The organism is Pseudoduganella sp. jia 12 (assembly GCF_055502675.1).
In genome coordinates this window covers 275,590-295,761 of record NZ_JBUXKP010000001.1, presented here as the reverse complement: position 1 = coordinate 295,761, position 20,172 = coordinate 275,590, and the positions used below count along the sequence as shown (strand labels likewise).

Annotated in this window: 6 protein-coding genes; 3 read left to right on the top strand and 3 right to left on the bottom strand. The window is 67.5% G+C overall.

Annotated features, from left to right (window positions below; all coding sequences use genetic code 11):
- Positions 1-24: 24 nt before the first annotated feature.
- The 3 genes from ACY65G_RS01080 to ACY65G_RS01070 are packed head-to-tail and all read right to left on the bottom strand — an operon-like array spanning position 25 to position 5,895.
- Positions 25-1,410 (bottom strand): glycoside hydrolase family 88/105 protein, encoded by a 1,386-nt coding sequence (locus ACY65G_RS01080; RefSeq protein WP_464995531.1) that lies wholly within the window; start codon positions 1,408-1,410, stop codon positions 25-27.
- A complete protein-coding gene (locus tag ACY65G_RS01075) occupies positions 1,407-3,041 on the bottom strand; it encodes a glycoside hydrolase family 43 protein (RefSeq protein WP_464995530.1) in 1,635 nt (544 codons plus the stop codon). Before ACY65G_RS01075 ends, ACY65G_RS01080 begins: the two co-directional genes overlap by 4 nt.
- Before the next feature lie 7 nt (positions 3,042-3,048).
- The gene (locus ACY65G_RS01070) at positions 3,049-5,895 is read right to left on the bottom strand and encodes a TonB-dependent receptor domain-containing protein (RefSeq protein WP_464995529.1); all 2,847 of its coding nucleotides are present in this window, start codon (positions 5,893-5,895) and stop codon (positions 3,049-3,051) included.
- A gap of 306 nt (positions 5,896-6,201) precedes the next feature.
- On the opposite strand from ACY65G_RS01070, the gene ACY65G_RS01065 reads away from it, so the two are divergent.
- The 3 genes from ACY65G_RS01065 to ACY65G_RS01055 all read left to right on the top strand — a co-directional run bounded on the left by ACY65G_RS01065 (position 6,202) and on the right by ACY65G_RS01055 (position 19,966).
- The gene (locus ACY65G_RS01065; protein WP_464995528.1) at positions 6,202-8,553 is read left to right on the top strand and encodes a pectinesterase family protein; all 2,352 of its coding nucleotides are present in this window, start codon (positions 6,202-6,204) and stop codon (positions 8,551-8,553) included.
- 390 nt (positions 8,554-8,943) lie between these two features.
- Positions 8,944-10,656: a ShlB/FhaC/HecB family hemolysin secretion/activation protein gene (locus ACY65G_RS01060; RefSeq protein WP_464995527.1), complete on the top strand. Its 1,713-nt coding sequence runs from the start codon at positions 8,944-8,946 to the stop codon at positions 10,654-10,656.
- Between the two features lie 25 nt (positions 10,657-10,681).
- On the top strand, positions 10,682-19,966 hold the full coding sequence (locus ACY65G_RS01055; RefSeq protein WP_464995526.1) for a hemagglutinin repeat-containing protein: 9,285 nt from the start codon (positions 10,682-10,684) through the stop codon (positions 19,964-19,966).
- Positions 19,967-20,172: the final 206 nt, after the last annotated feature.

The window sequence follows — 20,172 nt, the reverse complement described above, 5'->3', positions numbered from 1 at the left end:
GCTTGGCTGCCAGGGCGCCGGCTGCTACGGCGCCGGCGGCTGCGGCTTTTTCGGCCCGTAGTGATACGTCTTCACCTTGTCGGTGATGACCACGTCCGGGTTGTTCAGCAGCTTGATCATCTCGAAGCCGGCCAGCAGCACGGGTCCGTAGCCGGCCATGGCATTGATGCTGGTCGGCCGGTTGTAGTAATACACATGGTCGCTGGCGAAGGTGGTCGCCGTCACGCCGTCGACGACGCTGCCATCCGGCTTGATGCGGGCCGAGATGCCGGCCCATCCGGCCTGCGCGATGGAGCCATACGTGGTGGGGCTGATCCAGCCCTGGTTGATCGCATGCGCCAGCGCATAGACGAACATCGCCGTGCCCGACGTTTCCAGGTAGGAGTCGTGCCGGTCCAGCATCTGGTGCCACATGCCTTCGCCGGACTGCTGCTTGGCGATACCGCGCAGCGCGCGCCGGTGCTGCGCCAGCACTTTCGCGTAGCCGGGGTGGCTCTTCGGCAGCACGTCGAGCAGGTCGGACATGGCCAGCACCGCCCAGCCGTTCGCGCGGCCCCAGTAGAACTCGGGCGCATCCGGGTTGTTCATGTTCCAGCCATGCGTGTACAGGCCGGCCTGCTTGTCGAACAGGTATTTCGAGATGCCCAGCACGTTCTTCACGGCGTCGTCGTAGTAGCGCTTTTCTCCCGTCATGCGGCCCATCTCGGCCAGCGCGGGAATGCTCATGTACATGTCGTCCGCCCACACGGACCATGCCTGCGGGCGGTTGCGCGCCAGCGTGCCGTCCTTCAGCCGCACCTGCCTGCTGTGCACCCAGTCGGCGAGGGTGGCGATGACGGGCGACATGTCCGGCCCGATCTTTTCCAGGCGCGCGCGCACCAGTGCCGCGCACATGGAGCCTGAATCGTCGAGCGCATGGGGTTTCACCCAGCGCGCGAAGCTGTTCGCGCGGCCCAGCTTGAACTGCTTTTCCTGTTCCTGGAAGTAGCCGAGGCGCTGATGGAAGAAATCGAGGTGGCGTTCCGTCATGGCCGTCCACTTCGGATCGCCCGTCACGCGCCGGCCCAGCATCAGGCCCGCATGCACCACGCCCATCTCGTAATTCATGATGCCGAAATCGTTCGGCGACGGTTCCACGATGGCGCCGGCGACCGGCGCAGCGAAATCGGCAATGGGCTGGCCAGTGGCCTTGTCGACGATGCGGCTCGGCGTGGCGCGGTCGATGAAGCCGCGCACGGCGTCGAGCTGCGCGGTGATCTCGGCCACCACCGGCAATTTATAGGGCACCGGGTAGGTGCCTTCCAGCGGATCGTTCAGGTTCTTGTTGTCCGGATTGCGATACGGGCCGGCCGCCTGTACCGCGGTGACCGCGAGGGCGGACAGCAGCACTGCCAGTGCGAGCTTCTTCATTTGGTCACCCGGAAGTAGTCGGCATCGAGCCATGCGCCGGATGGTTGCAGCGCATCGCTGGCGCTATACAAACCCATCTGCGCGCCGACCCAGTGCCCCTTCGTGGCGGCGAACGGCGGGCCGGCATCCACGAACGTCTTGCCGTCCACGCTGTACTGGAAGCGGGCATTGGCGCCTTCGGCCATCGCCATGCGCAGCGTCAGCGCGGCGGGCGCCTTCGGCAGCAGCACGGTGGCGCTTTCCGTGCAGCGCGGCTTGAATGGCGTGCAGGTGGTGTACACCAGTTGCAGGTCCTTGCCGCGCTGGTGCAGGCCCAGCGCCGCGTAGCTCTGGCCGTTCAGGATCAGGCCCGCGCGGTCGCCATCCTTCGCGCCGCGCAGTTCGATGCGCGTCTCGGCGGTGAACGCGGCGGCGGGCAATTTCTGCGTGAGGATGTTCGGCGCGGCGCGCACGAAATCCTTCGATGCCGGCACGGCCTGCACGGGCAGGCGCAGGTGGCCGGGACGGGCGGCCAGCGAATACCACCCATCGCGCGGGTTGGCGTTCCACTGCCACTGCAGGCCCAGCGTCTTGCCGTCGAATTCGTCGGTGGTGGCCGGCACCAGGAACGGCAAGCTCGCGGGCTGCCCCGCCACCGGCTTGTCGTAGGTGGCAACGGGGTTGCCGACGCCGGGCTTCGGCCCCTGCTGGCCGATGACGGGCCAGCCGTCCCGCCACGCCATCGGCTGCAGGTGCACCACGCGGCCGTAGGCCTTGCGGTCCTGGAAGTGCAGGAACCAGTCCTTGCCGTCCTGCGCGCGCACCCAGGCGCCCTGGTGCGGGCCGTTGACAGGCGTATCGCCCTGTTCCATCACGATGCGGTCTTCATACGGCCCGTCGATGGTGCGCGAACGGAAGACCGATTGCCAGCCATGCTCCACGCCTCCGGCGGGCGCGAACACATAGTAATAGCCGTCGTGCTTGTAGAACTTCGGCCCCTCCAGCGTGCGGTAGCCCGGCAGCTTGTCGCCATCGACGATGACCTTGCCTTCGCCGTCGAGCAGCCGGCTGCCGTCCGGCGCCATGCTGCGCAGGGTCAGCCGGTTGTTGATGCCGGCACGGCTCTTCGCCCAGGCGTGCACGAGGTAAGCCTTGCCGTCGTCGTCCCACAGCGGCGAGGGATCGATGATGCCCTTGCCCGGCAACAGCAGGTGCGGCTCGCTCCACGGCCCCTTGAAGTCCGTGGCCGTCGTCACGTACACGCCGTGGTCCGGATCGGGATAGAAGATCCAGAACTTGCCGTCGTGGTGGCGCAGGCAGGGTGCCCACACGCCGCCGCCGTGGCGCGGCGTGGAGAAATGCGCGACGGGTACCTGTTTCGGCAGGGCGTGACCGACCAGCTGCCAGTTCACCATGTCCTTCGACTGCAGCAGCGGCAGGCCCGGTGCGCTGTTGAAGCTCGACGACGTCATGTAGAACGTGTCGCCGACGCGCACCGCGTCCGGGTCGGAGTAATCCGCGTTCAGCACCGGGTTCTGGTATTTGCCGTTGCCGAGATCCGGCACCCACGCCTCGGCGGCGTGGCCGGGGAGGGCGAGGAAGGACAGGCAAACGGCCAGGGGAAGCGCGCGCAGCGTGGTGGTCATCTTCATGGCGGCCTCAGAAGGTGTAGTTGGCGCGGATGTTCCAGGCGCGGCCGATCGGCTTGGACACGTTCTGGGCGAACACCACGCGCGAACCGATACGCTGGTTCGACAGCGGCGGGTCGTCGTCGAGCAGGTTGTTGACGCCCAGCGTGAGCTTCAGCTTGTCCGAAACGTTCCAGTTCGTGGCCAGGTTGTACAGGGTGTAATGGTCGATCTGGTTGAAGAACGGCTGGCCCGGCTTCTGGTTCGGCTGCGCATTCGTGTCCTCGTAGTGCGACGTGTAGGCCTGGGTCAGCTGCACGCCGAACTTCCGGTAATTCCACGAGACGCGCAGGTTGTGCTTCCAGCGGTACACGTAGGTATTGGCCGACGTGGACCCGGTGGCCAGCGCGCCCGGCCTGCCCACGCTGTCGACCCATTCGCCGCCTTCGTCGTTCTGGCCCTCGTAGCGGTCCACGTAGGTGCCGTCCAGGCCCACGCCGAACTTGCCCCACTGGGTGGTGGGCCAGGTGTAGGTGACGGCGGTATCGATGCCGCGCGTGCGCAGGCCGCCCATGTTCAGGCGCGTCTTGACGATGTAGTCCAGCGTGCCGTCGGCGTTGCGCACGAACAGGTCCTGGTACTGCCCCAGGTTGTCGAAGATGGAATCCTCGGTGATCTGCGCGATCGTGCGTTTCATCTTGATCGACCACCAGTCGAACGACACGGAGAGGTTCTTCACGGGCGAGAGCACGATGCCGGCGGTGAGGGTGCGGGCCTTCTCCGGCTCCAGGTCCGGGTTGGCGCCCTGCAGCGTGACCAGGTTGGTGTTGCAGACGCGCGCCGGGTCGAGATTCAGCCCCGCGTAGCGCGGATCGGTGGTCAGGCTGCCGGTGCCAGGCACGGAAGGCGTGGCGCTCGGGCACAGCAGCGGGTCATCCCACTTGCCGGTCGATGGCGTGCGCGTCTGCGGGGTGCCGTACAGTTCCGGCAGCGTCGGCGCACGGAAGCCGGTGCTCGCGGTACCGCGCAGCAGCACGGTCTGCGTGGGCTGCCAGCGCACGCTCAGCTTCGGGTTCACGGTGTTGCCGAAATCGCTGAAGTGGTCGGCGCGCACGGCGCCCGTCAGGGTCAGATCCTTCGTGACCGGCGCATCCGCTTCCAGGTACAGGGCCGATACCTTGCGTTCGCCGCGCGGGTAGGAATTCGGCGTGCCGGACACTTTGTAGGTCACCTCGTTGGCCACCGGGTCCGTCGCGTCGCGATAGGTCTCGCGGTGCCAGTCGCCGCCGATCGCCAGCGTCAGCGGGCCGCCCGGCAGGTCCAGCAGCGGACGGGCGATATTGAAGTCGGTACCCACGTAGCCCACGCGGGCGACGCGGTAGGTGAGGTCGTCGCGGCGGATGCTGTCCAGGTAGGCGGCGCCCTCGGCGTCCTGTGCGCCGAACGGGTTCAGCGTGCCATTGGCCACGCCCGCGTAGATGCCGTCGGTGGCGAAGAAGCCGCTCCTCCAGCCGACCGCGCGCTTGCTTTCGGCGGCGGTGACGCCGACGCGGTAGTCCCAGCCCATGAATTCGCCCTGGTCGGCGATCACCAGGCGGCGCGTGTTCTGGCGGTCGTCCGTCCTGGCGGGGCCCACTTCGTCCATGCTCCAGGTCAGCGCCAGGTCCTGGTTCGTGATGCCGGCGACGCCCGGCACGCCGCCGCTGCCGCCCGGATACCACCTGGAGGACGGTGTGATGAACAGCGGCTTGCGCACGCCGGGGTTGTACTTGTCGTAGTCCGTCTGGGCACCGAAGATCTGCGGCGGATTCTGCGCCTTGATGAACGATTCCGTGGCCAGCAGTTCGACCGTCAGCAGGCTGTCGCCATGGTGGCGCAGCGAGGCGCGCGTGAACAGCGAAGCCTGCATGTTATCGGGCAGCAGCTGCGGGTACAGGTCCGGGTCGAGGATGCAGGTGCCGACGCCGGCGCCAGTGGTCCTGGTCGATGGAATCGTGTACTGCGCGCCGCCGTACGGGGCGGCGCAGCCGTTGGCGAAATACGGGTTGCCGGTGCGGGTGGTGGGCCTGCCGTTCTGGTAGACGGTGAAGTTGGCCGGCGCCGACGACGACCCCGCAACGTCGGACGTGAACGGATTGCCGCCCAGCTGGGCGATCAGGTTCGGATCGCTGATATTGGGCCGGTCGCTCTGCGCCAGCCGGGCGCGCTGCTGGAAGTCCAGCGCGGCATACACGTTCCAGCCCTGTTCGGCCAGGTCGCCGATGCCGCTGACGATGCTGATGCGCTGCTGGTCCCCGCCGCCATGGCGCTCCGGCTGCACCCAGCCGCCGGTGACCGTGGTACCGGTATGCGTGCGCTTGGTGATGAAGTTGACCACGCCGGCGATGGCATCGGTGCCGTAGATCGACGAGGCGCCGTCGCGCAGCACTTCCACGCGCTCCACGGCGCTCATCGGCACCACGTCGACGTTGACGGAGCTGGCGCCGATCGCCTCGTTCGGCAGGCGCCGGCCGTTCAGCAGCACCAGCGTGCGGTTCGTGTTCAGGCCGCGCATGTTGATCATGGTGCCGCCGCCACCGCCGCCCACCGGTTCATTGGTGGAGCCGACCGTCAGCGACGTGGCCACCTCGGACATCGTGGTGAGCCCGCGCGCCACCAGTTCCTCGGACTTGATGGTGGTAAGCGGCAAGGCATTTTCGGTGGCCAGCTGGCGGATCGACGAGCCGGTGACTTCCACGCGCAGCATGGGCGATTCGGCTTGCGGTGCGGCTTGCGGCGCGGCCTGGGACGAGATTTGCTGGGCGGCTGCCGTTTGCGCGAGCGAGGCGGTGGCAAGGGCGATCGCGGTCAACGCGATCCGCTGGGGAATACGGTGCATCTGGTCTCCTGTTCGTTCTTTGACGGTGCTGTGTGCACGGTGGTCAGGCCGCTGAGTATTTGGCCTGACCAACCTTTTTTTAGGATGGCTTAAAATGCATGTTTACGCAAACAGTTTTCTACCGGGCAGCGTTAGGAAATTTACTTTTCACTCTGTTTTGGCCCGGTAGCGCAATCATCGGGGTGCTGGCGTTGATGGCCTGACCTGTTGTAAAGTGGTCAGGCCAGAAGCATCGGTGTCTGACACCATTTCCTCCGGAAATAGTGTCAGACACCGGTTTTTGCCAACAAAAACAGGGAGACACGGATGATGAGTCCAAGGGTTGCCGCATGTGCGGTCATGGTGGCGGTATCGATATCGGCCGTGGCAGCCAACCAGGTCGTGCGCATCGAAGCCGACGCTCCCGTGCGCACCGCCGGCGCGACAGCCGCCGATGCGTACGTCGAGGCGCGTTTCCGGCCGCTGGCCGGCGAACAAGGCGACGGCAAGCTGTATGTCGTCGGCCGCTACCAGGACGAAGGCAACTGGTATGGCGCTGGCCTGAGCTTCCAGTCCGCGGCGAAGCGCATGCAGGTGGAGATCGTGCGCATGCAGGGCGGGCAGCTCACGCGCCTGAAAGGCTTCGGCCGCGCCGCCGTCACCGATGGCCGCTTCCACACGGTGCGGCTCGAAATGGCCGGCAGCATGCTGGTCGTCTACCTGGACGGCGAACGGGTCACCAACGTCACCGATACGGCATTGCCGCTGGGCGGCCGGACCGGCGTGGTCGCCAGCGGCACCGCGTTCGAAGCAAGCATCCCGGTCACCGGCGACCCGGCGCAGAAGCCGGCGCGCCTGGCACTGGCTCGCGCGCCGCGGCTGGCGCAACTGACGCTGGGCGACGGCCCCGCGCGGCTCGACGTCAGCGCGCTGGGTACTTACCGCCAGGCCGGCGATCCCGCTTCCGCTGCGCCTCCTTCTACCGCATCCGCCGGCAAGCCCGGCACGTTCCTCACCACGGCCAGCCCGCCGACCGCCACCGCGTTCGGCGCCATGCCCTTCCGCTTTACCGCCTCGGCCGCGAATCCGTCCCTGGTGCGCGCGGAGGTGGGCGAAGGTTTCGTCACGCTGACGCCGCTGGCGACAGGCGCGACGACGGTGACGCTGGCCAGCCTGGACGACCCGAACGTGCAAACCGTTTTCGACGTGCGAATCGCGCAGCGCAAGGTGCCATCGGGCGCCGCCCATGCACTCGGCGGCGCGGTCGCTCCGGCCATCGGCGAGCGCAATGTGCCGTACGACACGCCGCTGCGCCTGCGCTTCGACGCGATGCCCACGCTGGGCACGGCCGGCGCGGTGCGCATCCACCGCAAGCGCGACGGCGCACTCGTCGACACGATCCACGCCGGCGGCGACTACGACCAGCTGGGCTACGCCGGCCAGGAGTACCGCCGCGCGGTGCGGCTGCAGCCGATCGCCATCGAAGGCCGCACTGCCGTCATCCACCTGCACAGCGCGAAGCTCCAGCCTGGCGAGGAATACGTCGTCACCATCGACGACGGCGTCTTCACTGGCAGCTTCAATGGCCAGCCGTTCGCCGGCATCGGGCCGCAGCAGGGCTGGACGTTCCGCACCCGTGCCGCCATCCCGCGCAGAGACAAACTCGTGGTGGACGACGACGGCGCGGCCGATTTCCGCACCGTGCAGGGCGCGCTCAATCACGCGATGCGGCATGCGCCCCGCAGCGCCCCCGTGACGGTGGACATCCGCAATGGCCGCTACCAGGAGCAGCTGTACCTGCGCGGCAAGGATAACGTGACCCTGCGCGGCCAGAGCCGCGACGGCGTGGTGATCGACGCGCTGAACGGCGATGGCCTGAACCCGGGTTCGGGCACGGCCCAGGATGCGCGATCGCCCGGCATCAACGGCGGCCGCGCGATCTTCCTCGTCGAGGATGCCGACATGCTCACGCTCGACACGCTGACGATCCGCAACAGCATGCTGCGCAATGCGCCCGACGGCGGCCAGGCCGAAACGGTGTTCTTCAACAGCGAAGGCCGGCTGGTCGCGAAGAACGCCAGCTTCTTCAGCGAGCAGGATACGATCCAGGTGCGCGGCTACGCGTGGTTTTACCGGACCCTGATCGCCGGCAACGTGGACTTCATCTGGGGAAATAGCCGCGCCGCGCTGTTCGAGGACAGCGAAATCCGCACCGTGGGCGACAGCGCCAATTCGAGGAACGGCGGCTACCTGCTGCAGGCACGCACGATGTCGGCTGCCGACAAAGGCTTCCTGTTCGTGAACAGCCGGCTCACGCACGGCCCTGGCCCGACCGGTAACGACGTTCCCGCCGGCGCCACCTGGCTCGCGCGCAGCCCCGGCTACGCGGGCACGTGGGACCACATCGCCTTCGTCAATTGCCGCATGGGGCCGCACATCGCGCCCGGCGGCTGGGCCGGGCCGAATGCGAAGCAGCCGGTGCCCAATCCTGCCGTGGCCACGGCTACGGCCGGGTGGCGGGAGTTCGGCTCGATGGATCTGGAGGGGAAGCCGCTCGATGTGAGTGGGCGGGTGCACGGGGCGGTGCTCGATGCGGAGGGGGCCAAGGCGGCCTACGGTTCGCGCGCCGCATTCTTTTCGGAGTTCGATGGCGGGAAGGGGTGGAAGCCGGTGCCGTGACGGCATCTGCTGTCAAGACACGAATACCGGTCCATCTTTCCGCAACAGCACCCGCGCGCCGGTGCCGTTTTCTTCCTCCTTGAGGGCCATTCGACGCAGGTCTGCGTGGCGTGGCCGAGTGTTGCCATGGGGTGCGGACAACGGGCGCGCTCGGTGCACGACCGTGCCATTTGCATGCGCAGTCAGTGAATCGTCGTTTTCCTGCAAAAAAGTTCCTTATAGCAAGCTGTTTCTCTAGCGTAACTGAGAAGCACGAACTATCATGCCAATAGGTCGTTCCCAATAGTATCGGTCACAGCCTCGCCGCAATGTCCGGCGGCGCTGGTCCGTTGATCGCGCCCCATCCCCGCGCTGTCGTCTCTCCAACTCGCCATTCCCATGAAAGGCCCCATGGCCCGTTCATTCGTACCCGCTCGCCTGGCTTGCCTGCTGGCGGCTGCTTTCACACTGCCCGCCGCCACGGCGCAAACCGTTGTCGACAACGCCACGCGCCAGGCCGATGTGCTGCAGCGCCAGAACCAGGAACGCATCCAGCGCGATATCGAAAACGCGTTGCCGCGCGATCGCACGCAGCCGGGCATCGACACGCGCGCGCTGGTGCCGCAGGTCGACGCGTCGGCGGCCGGCCGCAAGTGCCACCAGATCCACACGATCGCGATCGAAGGTGCGCCGAACCTGGACGGCAAGGTGCGCACCGACCTGGTCGAGCGCTTTTCGAACCAGTGCCTGGGCGTGGCGGAAGTCGAGCAGATACTGGGCGAGATCACACGCGACTACGTCGTGCGCGGCTACATCACCACCCGCGCCTACCTGCCGGCGCAGGACCTGTCCAAGGGCCGGCTGGTGATTCTCGTCCTGGAAGGGAAGATCGAATCGATCGAGCTGGAAGAGGGCGCGCGGCGCATCAACCCATGGAACCTGTTCCCGCGTGCCGGCGGTCTGTTCAACCTGCGCGACTTCGAGCAGGGCATCGAGCAGGCAAACAAGCTGGCCTCGAACAATGCCACGATGGACATCCAGCCCGGAGCCGAGGCGGGGGCGAGCAAGATCGTGATCCGAAACACGCCCGCGTTTCCGCTGCATGCCGGCCTCTCGGCCGACAACACGGGTTCCGAGAGCACCGGTCGCAACCAGCTGGGCGTCACAGCCAGCGCCGATGGCGTGCTGGGCTTGAACGAACTGCTGCTGTTCACCTATCGCCGCTCGCAGCCGAACGACCGCGCGCGCAAAGGTTCCACCAGCAAGAGCATGTCGTTCATCGTGCCGTTCCGCCATGTCACGCTGTCGTATTCCGGCAGCCGCTCCGAGTTCACCACGTCGGTGCCGGTGCCGAGTGGCGACCCGCTGCCATTCCAGGGCGAATCGAAGAACGACTCGCTGCGCGCGGACTGGATGGCTTACCGCGGCCAGGTCACGCGCCAGACGCTGTCGGCCACTGTGACCGTCAAGGACACGAAGAATTACCTGGCCGGCAATTATCTTGCCGTGTCCAGCCGCAGGCTGAGCATTCTCGACCTCGATGCGAACACCAGCACTGCGCTGTGGGGCGGCGCCTTGTCGCTCGACGCGGGCTGGTCGCAGGGCCTGTCGATCGCCGGCGCGCTGGACGACGCCGACGGCCTGCCGGATTCGGCGCCGCGCGCGCAGTTCGGCAAATTGCGTTATGGCGCCAGCTGGATGCGGGCCTTCCGGGCCGCTGGCGTGGACGCCACGTGGACCTCGGCGCTGACGGGACAGAAATCGCGCGACGTGCTGTACGGGTCGGAACAGGTGCTGATCGGTGGCCTGTACAGCGTGCGCGGCTTCGTGGACAACACGTTGTCCGGCGACGACGGCTGGTACGTGCGCAACGAACTGGCGGTGCGTCCCGTGCTGCCGCTGGTCGGGCTGCCCGTGCGCCTGTATGCCGGCATCGATTATGGCCGCATCACCAACCGCGCCGATGCCGCCGCGAGCGGCAGCCTGGCCGGCACGGTCATGGGCGTTTCGTTCGCCTGGAAAGGCATGTCGGTCGATGTCTCGACCACCCGCGCGCTGCATGAGCCGGGCGCGTTCAAGCGCGAGAGTGCGCAGACCTGGGTACGCCTGAACTTCGGCATCTGAGAATACACATAGAAAGCACCGATCCATGAACCGTTCGTACCGCCAAGTCTGGAGCGCCGCCCGCGGCGCCTACATCATCGCTCCTGAAACCGCCCGCGGCAGCGGCAAGGCCGGCCGCAGCGTGCGCGTCGTGCGTGCCGCGGCCGCGCTGGCCGCCGCCGCGGTTCTCGCGCAGGGCGCCACCGCGGCACCCGGCACGCCCTCGCTGGGCCCCGCGGCCACCACCGTAGTGCCCACCGGCGGCAATGCCAATGCCTACGTGTCCGCCAACGGCGTGCCGGTGGTGAACATCAATGCCGCCAACGCGGCCGGCCTGTCCCACAACCAGTTCACCCGCTACGACGTGGACAGCAAGGGCATGGTACTGAACAACAGCAGCTTCGCCAAGGCGGCGGTGGTGCAGTCGCAACTGGCGGGCCAGGTGGTGGGCAACATCAACCTGGGCGAACAGGCAAAAGTCATCCTGAACGAAGTGGTCTCCACCAACCGCAGCACGCTGGCCGGCTATACCGAAGTATTGGGCGGCAAGGCCGACGTGATCGTCGCCAACCCCTACGGCATCACCTGCTCCGCCTGCGGTTTCATCAACAGCGACCGGGTCACCTTGACCACGGGCGTGCCGTTCTTCAACGCGGATGGTTCCGTGGGCGGCTTCGACGTGCGCCGCGGCGATGTGCTCATCGATGGCGCGGGCCTGAATGCCAGCGCCCAGCAGATCCTGGATATCGTCACCCGCACCGTGCGCCTGGATGGCCAGGTCAACATGGCGGCCACGGGTGAACTGGGAATCTACGCGGGCCCGGTGCAATGGGCCTACGACAGCCGTACCGTCAGCGGCGCGGCGCAGGCCGATGGCGCCGCGCCGTCGTATGCGATCGATTCGAGCGCGCTGGGCGGCATGTACGCCGGCCGTATCCGCCTGATTGCCACCGAGGCGGGCGTGGGCGTCCGCATGCTGGGCGATGCCGCGGCGAGCGGTGCCGACTTCCGGCTCGACGCGGCGGGCAAGGTGCAATTGCAGGGCCGCGTATCGGCCAACAAGGATATCGCCATCACCCAGGCTGGCACGCAGGGTGCCGCGCAGCTGGAAATCGGCGGCGCCAATGCCTCGCTGACGGCGCAGGACAATGTCACGCTGACCGCCGCTGGCGGTATAACGCTGGACGAAGGCCCGGTGAAGGCCGGCAAGGACCTGCTGGTGCATGGCGCCAGCCTGGACGACGTTTCCAGCACGAACGCCACGCGCAACGCGGGTGGCAATGTCGACGTGGCCGTTGCCGGCAACGCGGCCATTGCCGGCACCACGTGGGGCGCCGGCGGTAGCCTGAAAGTCGCCGCGGGCGGCGATGCCGCCGTCAATGGTGCCACGCTGTACAGCGGCGGCACCGCCACGGCGGCTGATCGCGCGCTCGCCATCTCGGCCGGTGGCGATGCCACGTTCGCGAAATCGAAGGTGACCGGTACCGATGCGGTGACATTCGCTGCGGGCGGCAAGCTGGCCGCCGACGCGGGCACCGAGGCAACGGCTGCCGCCGACATGACCATGTCCGCCGCCGCCGGGTTCGATAACGCCGGCAAGCTGCTCTCAGGACGGAACATGCTGCTCCAGGGAAGCGCCGGCATGGCGGCGGCGAATGCCGGCCTGCTGCAGGCGCAGGGCGCGCTGGTACTCGGCGGGGATGCCAGGCTGGCGCTGGCCAACGTCGCCGGCGGCAAGCTGCTGGGCGGCAGCGTGGCCATCGACGCGACCACATTCGACAATGCCGGTACCGTGCAGGGTATCGACGGCGTCGTCGTGGCCGCTTCCGGCGCCTTCGCCAATGCCAGGGACGCGCTGGTGCTGGCGACGGCGGCCGGCAAGGACGTGACGATCCAGGCCGCGGCGCTGGACAATGCGGGGCGCATCCAGTCAGCCGGTGCGCTCGGCGCGACGGTCATGGGTGATCTCGCCAACAGCGGCGAACTGCTGACCACCTCGGCGGCTGATGGCGGCGCGAACGGCTCGCTCGCTATCGGGGCAATGAATATCGACAACCGTGGCCTGGCGGTCGCCGCCGGTGCCGCCACGCTGGACGCAACCGGGGCACTGGTCAACAGCGGCCAGGTCCAGGGCACCACGCTGGTCGTGGAAGCGGGAAGCTCGATCACGAACCGGGGCCCGGGCGGCGTGCTGCTGGCGCAGGGCGATGCCACCCTGCGCGGCGCGTCGCTGGACAACAGCGGCGCGGTGCAAGCGGGCGCCAACCTCGCCGTGAAAGTCGCCAACGCGCTGGTCAACAAGGGTGCACTACAAACCCGCGACAAGGCTGGCCAGCTGACGCTGGACGCGGCCACGATCGAGAATGCGGCGGCCGGCACGGTGGCCGCCGCCGGTGATGCCGCCTTGCGTGCAGCACACGGCGACCTGGCCAACGCGGGGCAGATCGACGTTGCCGGCGCGCTGGAATTGGGTGCCACCCGGGGCATCCTCAATCGCGGCGTGGCGGTTGCTGCCGACGCGGTCACGGCGCGTGGCGCCACCTTTGAAAACTCCGGCATGCTACAGGGCGGCGCGCAGCTTGCCGTGACGGCCAGCGGCGCCATCGGCAATCTGGGCACGTTGCAAGCTGTCGGCGCGAATGGCGCGGTGACGCTGCACGGCGCATTGATCGAAACAAGCGGCACAGTGCAGGCGGCCGGTTCTGCGACCTTGCAGGCGACGGGCAGGGACGTTGTCAACCGGGGCAAGATCCTGGCCGGTGGCAATCTCGCGATCACCGCCAGCGCATTGGTCGGCAACGCTGGAGCCGATGCCGTGATGGCTGCCCAGGCCAGCGTGACGCTGCGCGCCGCCGCACTGGAAAACGCCGGGACGATCGAGGCCGTGACCGGCTTGCAGGCCGATGTCGTGGGCCGCTTCAGCAACGCCGGCACCGTGCGGTCGACAGGCGATGGTCAGTCCCTGTCGGTCACGGCAGGGGATCTGGTCAACAATGGCTTCATCCTCACATCCGGCAAGGCCCGCGTGACCACGACGGAGGCCTCGCTGTACAACCACGGCGAAATATCCGCCATCGACGAGATGACGTTGCGGGCCGCGACAACGCTGGTCAACCGCGGGAGCCTCCTGTCGTACACCAGCCTGGCCGCGAAGGCCGCCGACTTCGACAGCCGCGGCACGGTACAGGGCGAGCGGGATGTGGAGGTCACGGCGACGGGCACGCTGACCAACAGCGGCCTGATGCTGACACGCTCGGCGGCCGGTGCGCTGGCACTGCGCGGTGGTTCGATCTCGACCAGCGGCACCGTGCAATCGGCCGGTACCGCGGTGCTGACATCCACCACCGGCGCGGTCACGAACAGAGGCAACATCACGGCGGACGGCGATATCGCCATCGACGGGGCCACGGCCTTCGACAATGCCGGCCCATCGAGCCAGGTCATCGGCTCGCAGGACGTGACGATCGGTGGCGGCAGCGGCTTCACCGCCGGTAACGCGGGCCGCGTGCAGGCGGCCGGCGACCTGGCCATCGGCGCGGCCAATGGGCGCGCCGCATCGCTGGTGAACACGGGCACGCTGTTCGGTACCGATGTCTCCGTGCATGGCGGCACCGTCGTCAACGAGGGGCGCCTCCAGGCGCTGGGCAACGGCACCGTCGACGCGGCGAGCCTGGACAACCAGGGCAGCACGGCAGTGCTGATTTTCGGCATCGACGAGGGCGATGCCGCCATCACGCTGACTGGCGAGCTGAGCAACAGCGGCGCCCTGCATTCCGGCGGCAACCTGTCGATCCGCGCCGCACGGGTGCAAAACACCGACACGGCCGGCATCTCGTCGCTGGCCGACACGACGATCACGGCGACTTCCGGCGGCATCAGCAATGCCGGCGCGCTGTATGCGGCCGACACGCTGGCCGCGACGGCCGCCGGCCAGGTCATCACCAATACCGATTCCGGCACGATGGATGCGACCGACATCGCCATCTCGGCCGGCACGTTCAACAATTACAATACCGTCATCGCGACCAACGATACGTCCATCACGACGACCGTCGCGTTCAACAACCTGCCGACCGGCCGTGTGCCCGACATCATCGTCGCGGACACCAGCTACGGCGCGGTCACCGTGCCGCACGATTCGGGCGAATACAACTGCAACATCCTTGGCGACTATTGCGACCAGATCCGCGTGTATGCGCAAAGCTACAAGGTCACGCAGGGCCTGGATGCGCCGATGCCGACGCAGAAAGGCGAGATCATCGCCGGCAACAAGATCACGATCTCCTATGGCCAATCGGGCCGCAACCAGGCCTCGCTGATCTCCGCGCCGACGATCGACATCAGCGGCGCGGGCACGTTCACGAACGAAGACCTGCACCTGGAAGAAATCAGCTACGTGCGCCGCTGGCGCGACTACAAGACCGACAGCACGTTCGGTTCGCTGAACCATGACTGGACATTCCCGACGACCACCGGGCAGTTCGGCTGCAATGACGGCGCCTGCTTCACGGGCACCGCCGGCAGCGCCAACGACGCGGCCAACAGCTCGGCGGCGCTGGAGACGGGCCGCCGCGTGATCCAGATCTGGCGCGCCGGTATCTATGCGACGAACCTGAACTTCAATGGCGGCGCGCTCATGAACCTGGGCTCGCCGTATGAGCAGGCCCCCGACGCCACCACGCAAACCGGCACCGGTGCCGCGACCGCCACGCAGGTATCGGGCAGCAGCGTGACGCCGTCCGCGGGCGGCCTGTTTCCATCGCTGACGGGCGTGAAAGTGAAGCCCCAGGCGGACAACCGCAGCGTGAAGGTGGACGCCGCGAATGCCGTGAGTTTCGTTGGCCTGAACCTGGCATTGCCGACCAACCCGAACGGCTACTTCGTGGCGGTCAAGGATCCGAAGGCGAACTACCTGGTCGAGACGAACCCGCTGTTCCAGGTGGGCAGCAATTCGGTCGGTTCCGACTACCTGTCGAAATTGCTGGGCATCGATCCCGACAAGCAGCAGAAGCGCCTGGGCGACTCGAATTACGAGGCCAAGCTGGTACGCGACCAGCTGATCGCGCAGACCGGCAACAACATCATCAAGGGCATGGCAAACGAGGCGGCGCAGATCCAGGCGCTGATGGACAACGCGGCAAGCCAGGCGGCCGGCCTGGGCCTCGCGTTCGGCCAGCCGCTCAGCAAGGAGCAGGCGGCTGCGCTGACCGAGGACATGGTGTGGATGGTCGAGCAGGTGGTCAAGGGCCAGAAGGTGCTGGTACCGGTCGTCTACCTGGCGCAGAGCACCCGCGACGCGATCGAAAAGGGCGGTCCGGTGATCTCGGCCACCAACGCCAATATCAAGGCCGGCACGCTGGCCAATACCGGCGGTACCATTGCCGGCGACACGCTGGCCATCGAGACCGAAGGGGACGTGCGCAATACGGGCGGCAAGATCAAGGGCGGCGACGTATCGGTGAAGTCGACCAATGGCAGCATCATCAATGAAACGGTGGCGCAGACCCAGGGCGGCAAGGACTTCGCCCGCACCGTGATCGGCGCCACCGGCTCCATCGAAAGCACCGGCAACCTGTCGCTCGACGCCGCCAAGGACATAACCGTGAAGGGCGCGAGCGTGAAGGCGGGCGGCGACGCCAGCCTGGCTGCCGGCGGCGCCGTCACGTTCGATACGATCCAGGACAAGAGCGCCGACACCACCTACAAGGCAACCGAGGGCCTGTGGGGCCTGTCCGGTTCCAGCGAAAAGACACATACCGCCACCACGACCAATATCGGGTCTACCCTGGAGACAGGCGGCAACCTGAAGGTGAAGAGCGGCGGCGACACGACGATCGCCGGTTCGAACGTGAAGGTGGGCGGCGACCTGGCCATGGATGCGGGCGGCGACGTCAACATCGTCTCGCGCCAGGACACGGTGGAAACCAGCAATTCGTCGAGCAAAAAGGGCCTTGGCGTGGGCGGCGGACTGTATGGTTCCACCGAGACCACGACGGATACCTTCAAGGGCCGCAACGTGGCGTCCGGCATCGAAGTGGGCGGCAATGCCACCGTCAACACGGATGGCACGCTGACCTTGCAGGGCTCGAAGCTGAAGGTCGGCGGGGACGCCGAGCTGAACGCGGCGGACGTGCAGGTGTTGGCCGGCAAGGACGAGGATCGAACCACGACCACGACGACCACCACGTCCTTCCTGAAGCTCTCGGCCGCTTCCGGCAGCGCCGATTCCGGCGCGGGCGCCCAGTCTGGCGCCGGTTCGTCGGCATCGTCCAGCAAGGGGAAAGGCGGCGCGCAGGCGGACGCGCAGGCAGGCGCCGCGGCGTCGGCCGGTGCCGAAGCCAGCGCGTCGGGCAGCGCAGGCCTGACCCTGGCCGAAACCACCACCACGAACTCGATGGACTACAAGTCGCGCGCTGTGGGATCGGAAATCGACATCGGCGGCAACCTGAAGGTCGATTCGAAGAAGGACATCGTGCTGCAGGGCGCTAACGTGAACGTCGGCGGCGACGCGGAGCTGAAGGCGGCGCAGGATGTGAAGATCCTCGCTTCGCAGGATATCGACATCTCGACCAGCAAGACCAGCACCACGCAGATCGGCCTGTACGTGGATTCGGAAAACAAGGCTTCCGCGGGCGCCGAGGCATCGGCAAGTGCGAACGCCGGTGCCAGTTCCGGGCGCAACGGCAGTGCCGCCGGCGCCAACGCACAGGCCGGGGCCCGTGCCGGCGCCGAGGCGTCGTCCGACACGAACATCGACCTGGTACGCACGCAGACCACCGAGACCAACAGCCTGGACATCCGCAACAATGGCACCACGCTGAACACGGGCGGCAAGCTGAAGATCGACGCGGGCAACAAGCTGACGGTGCAGGGTTCCGATGTGGCGGGCGAAGGCGGCGTGGCCCTGAAGGCGAAGGACATGGAGTTCCTGGCCGCGGAAGACGTCAGCGTGACGTCGACCAAGACCACGAAGACCAGTGCCGGCCTGTATATCAGCGGCAGCGCCAGTGCGGAGGCGGGCGCCTCGGCATCGGCCAGCGCCAGCGCCGGCCAGAACGCGGGTGGCCAGAACGCCAGCGCCAGCTTCAATGCGGAGGCGGGCGCCTCGGCCGAAGCAAAGGTCGGCGCGGGCATCCAGGCGCGCCATTCCACCGAATCGTCGACCGAAGGCTCGACGACGGCGCGTGTGTCGACGATCCGCTCCGGTTCGGGCGACATCGAGCGCACCGCCACCGGCAAGATCACCGACGTGGGCACGGAAATCGAGGCGGCGGGCGACTTCAGCCAGTCGGCCGAGACCATCGAGAGCCACGCCGCCAGGAATACCACGTTCTCGAGCAGCGAATCGCAATCCGACTCGATGAAGCTGGGCGTGTATGCCAAGGCGGGCGCCGAAGCCAAGGCCGAGGCCAGCGGTTCGGCCGATGCCGGCGCCGGCCTGCTTGGCCCGGGTATGGGCAGCGGCACGAAGAGCGGCGCCGAGGCGGGTGCGGACGTGAGCGCAGGCGTCGAGGCGCAGTATGCGCATTCGTCCAGCAGTTCGAGCAGCAACAGCAGCGAGGCGGTGGTGTCGACGATCAAGGCGGGCGGCAAGGTCACCAGCAAGTCGACCGGCAAGACCACGCTGGAAGGTACCCAGATCGCCGGCGGCGGTGACGTGTCGCTGGAAGCAAAGGAGCTGGACTTCAAGGCGGCCCGCAACACGGAATCGTCCAGCGAATCGAACCTGGACGTGAACGCGTCGGCCAGCGTCGGCCTGAACCTCGGTTCGTCCGGCGCAGTCGACGGCGCGCTGGGAGGTGGCTTCGAGAAGGGCAATGGCAGCGCATCGTCGTCGACGGCCGTGACGGGCAGCATCCAGTCAGGCGGGAACCTGGCAATCAAGACGCAGGGCGATGCCCGCTTCGAGGGCACCGATATCGGCGCCGGGGGCGATGCGTCGGTGGCGGCGGGCGGCAAGCTGGCGTTCGACGCGGCCCGCAACGAGAGCAGCGAAAGCAGCAGCTCGTCGAATGCCCAGGTCGACCTGTCGATCTCCAAGTCGCGTGGCGGCGACAGCGAATCGTCGGCTGGCCTGGAGGCATCCGGTGGCTTCGCCAACGACAAGTCGACGTCCAGCGAGGCGGTCACCGGCAAGATCGCCGCCGGGGGCAACCTTTCCCTTTCGTCGGGCAAGGACATGAAGTTCGAAGGCACCAGCGTGGCGGCGGGCGGCGATACCGATATCGCGGCCGGCGGCAACGTGGACTTCGCCGCTGCGCGCAACACCAGCAGCAGCACTTCGACCAGCGCTTCGGCCAGCCTGAGCCTGTCGGCATCGTCCAGCAGCGACAGCGCGGCCGGCACGAGCGAGAAGAGCAAGAGCGGTGCGTTCGGCGTCGAAGGCGGCTATTCGACCGAGAAGAGCTCCGAGGCGGTAGCCGGCTCCCTGGCGACGGGCGGCAACCTGAAGGTGAAGTCGGGCGGCAACGCCACGTTCGAGGGCACCGACATCGCGGCCGGTGGCAAGGCGGCCATCGACGCCAAGGGCGACGTGAACTTCAAGGCGGCCGAAACCACGTCCGAATCGTTCGGCGTGTCCGCGTCGATCGGCGCGGAAGCGACCAATACGACGAAGACCGGTGGTACGGCATCCCCGGGCGCGGCGTCCACGGGTCCCGCATCCACAGGCGCCGCGGCTGCGGGACCGGAAGTCGAGAAGGAGCGCGGCGGCAGTGTCGGCTTCGAGCTGGGCAAGTCGAGCAGCAGCGACAAGAAGGCGGCCACGATCAGCGCCGGCAGTATCGACATCACGTCGGGCCGCAACACGAACTTCGAAGGCACCAAGGTGGCCGCCGATGGCGACATCAATGTGGCGGCCAGGGGCGATGTCAATGTGACGACCGCGAAGAGCACCAGCAGCAACGTGGGCGTCTCGCTGAGCGGCGGGCACGAGTCGAGCGGCAACCCGGCCGATGCGGACAGCAAGGCATCGTCCACGCGAGTGGGGGCCGGCTTCGAAGTCGGTTCCTCGTCGACCAACGATGGGGCATCGTTCACGTCCGGCGGCAAGGTAGCGATCGGCGCCGGCGGCCGAGCCAATCTCGTCAGCACCGAAGTGAAGGCGGATGGCGGCCAGCAGGTCACCGCGGCAGGCGGCGTGACTCGCAGCACCGCCGTCGACACCGATAGCGGGTTCGGCATGTCGGCAGTGGCGCGTTCCGACACGAAGCCAAAGGAGGCCGCCACGCCCGCGGCCGGCGCGGCGGCTCCGGCGGGCGCCACCGTGGCGCCGCAGGCCGAAGCGGCACCGGCGGGTGAGGTGGTCAAGCCCGGCGCGGCGCAACCCTAAACCGCCCAGGCCGCACCGTCGGCCGTGGCGGCGAAGAAAGCGCCTGCCAGGAAGGCACCGTTGAAGAAGACCGTGGCGAAAGCCGCGGACGACGCGACAAAGTCCTGATTTACCACCAGGACGGGTAAAACCCCGATCAACGGCGGCCCGCGGGCCGCCGTTGGCTGTTTACAGTGGCGCGCACGGCGCAAACGCTCCGCGCCTGC

Bases quoted from the DNA above. Each gene is read 5' to 3' on its own strand.
- ACY65G_RS01075 (WP_464995530.1), bottom strand. From the start codon at position 3,041: ATGAAGATGACCACCACGCTGCGCGCGCTTCCCCTGGCCGTTTGCCTG.
- ACY65G_RS01060 (WP_464995527.1), top strand. From the start codon at position 8,944: ATGGCCCGTTCATTCGTACCCGCTCGCCTGGCTTGCCTGCTGGCGGCT.
- ACY65G_RS01065 (WP_464995528.1), top strand. From the start codon at position 6,202: ATGATGAGTCCAAGGGTTGCCGCATGTGCGGTCATGGTGGCGGTATCG.
- ACY65G_RS01070 (WP_464995529.1), bottom strand. From the start codon at position 5,895: ATGCACCGTATTCCCCAGCGGATCGCGTTGACCGCGATCGCCCTTGCC.
- ACY65G_RS01055 (WP_464995526.1), top strand. From the start codon at position 10,682: ATGAACCGTTCGTACCGCCAAGTCTGGAGCGCCGCCCGCGGCGCCTAC.
- ACY65G_RS01080 (WP_464995531.1), bottom strand. From the start codon at position 1,410: ATGAAGAAGCTCGCACTGGCAGTGCTGCTGTCCGCCCTCGCGGTCACC.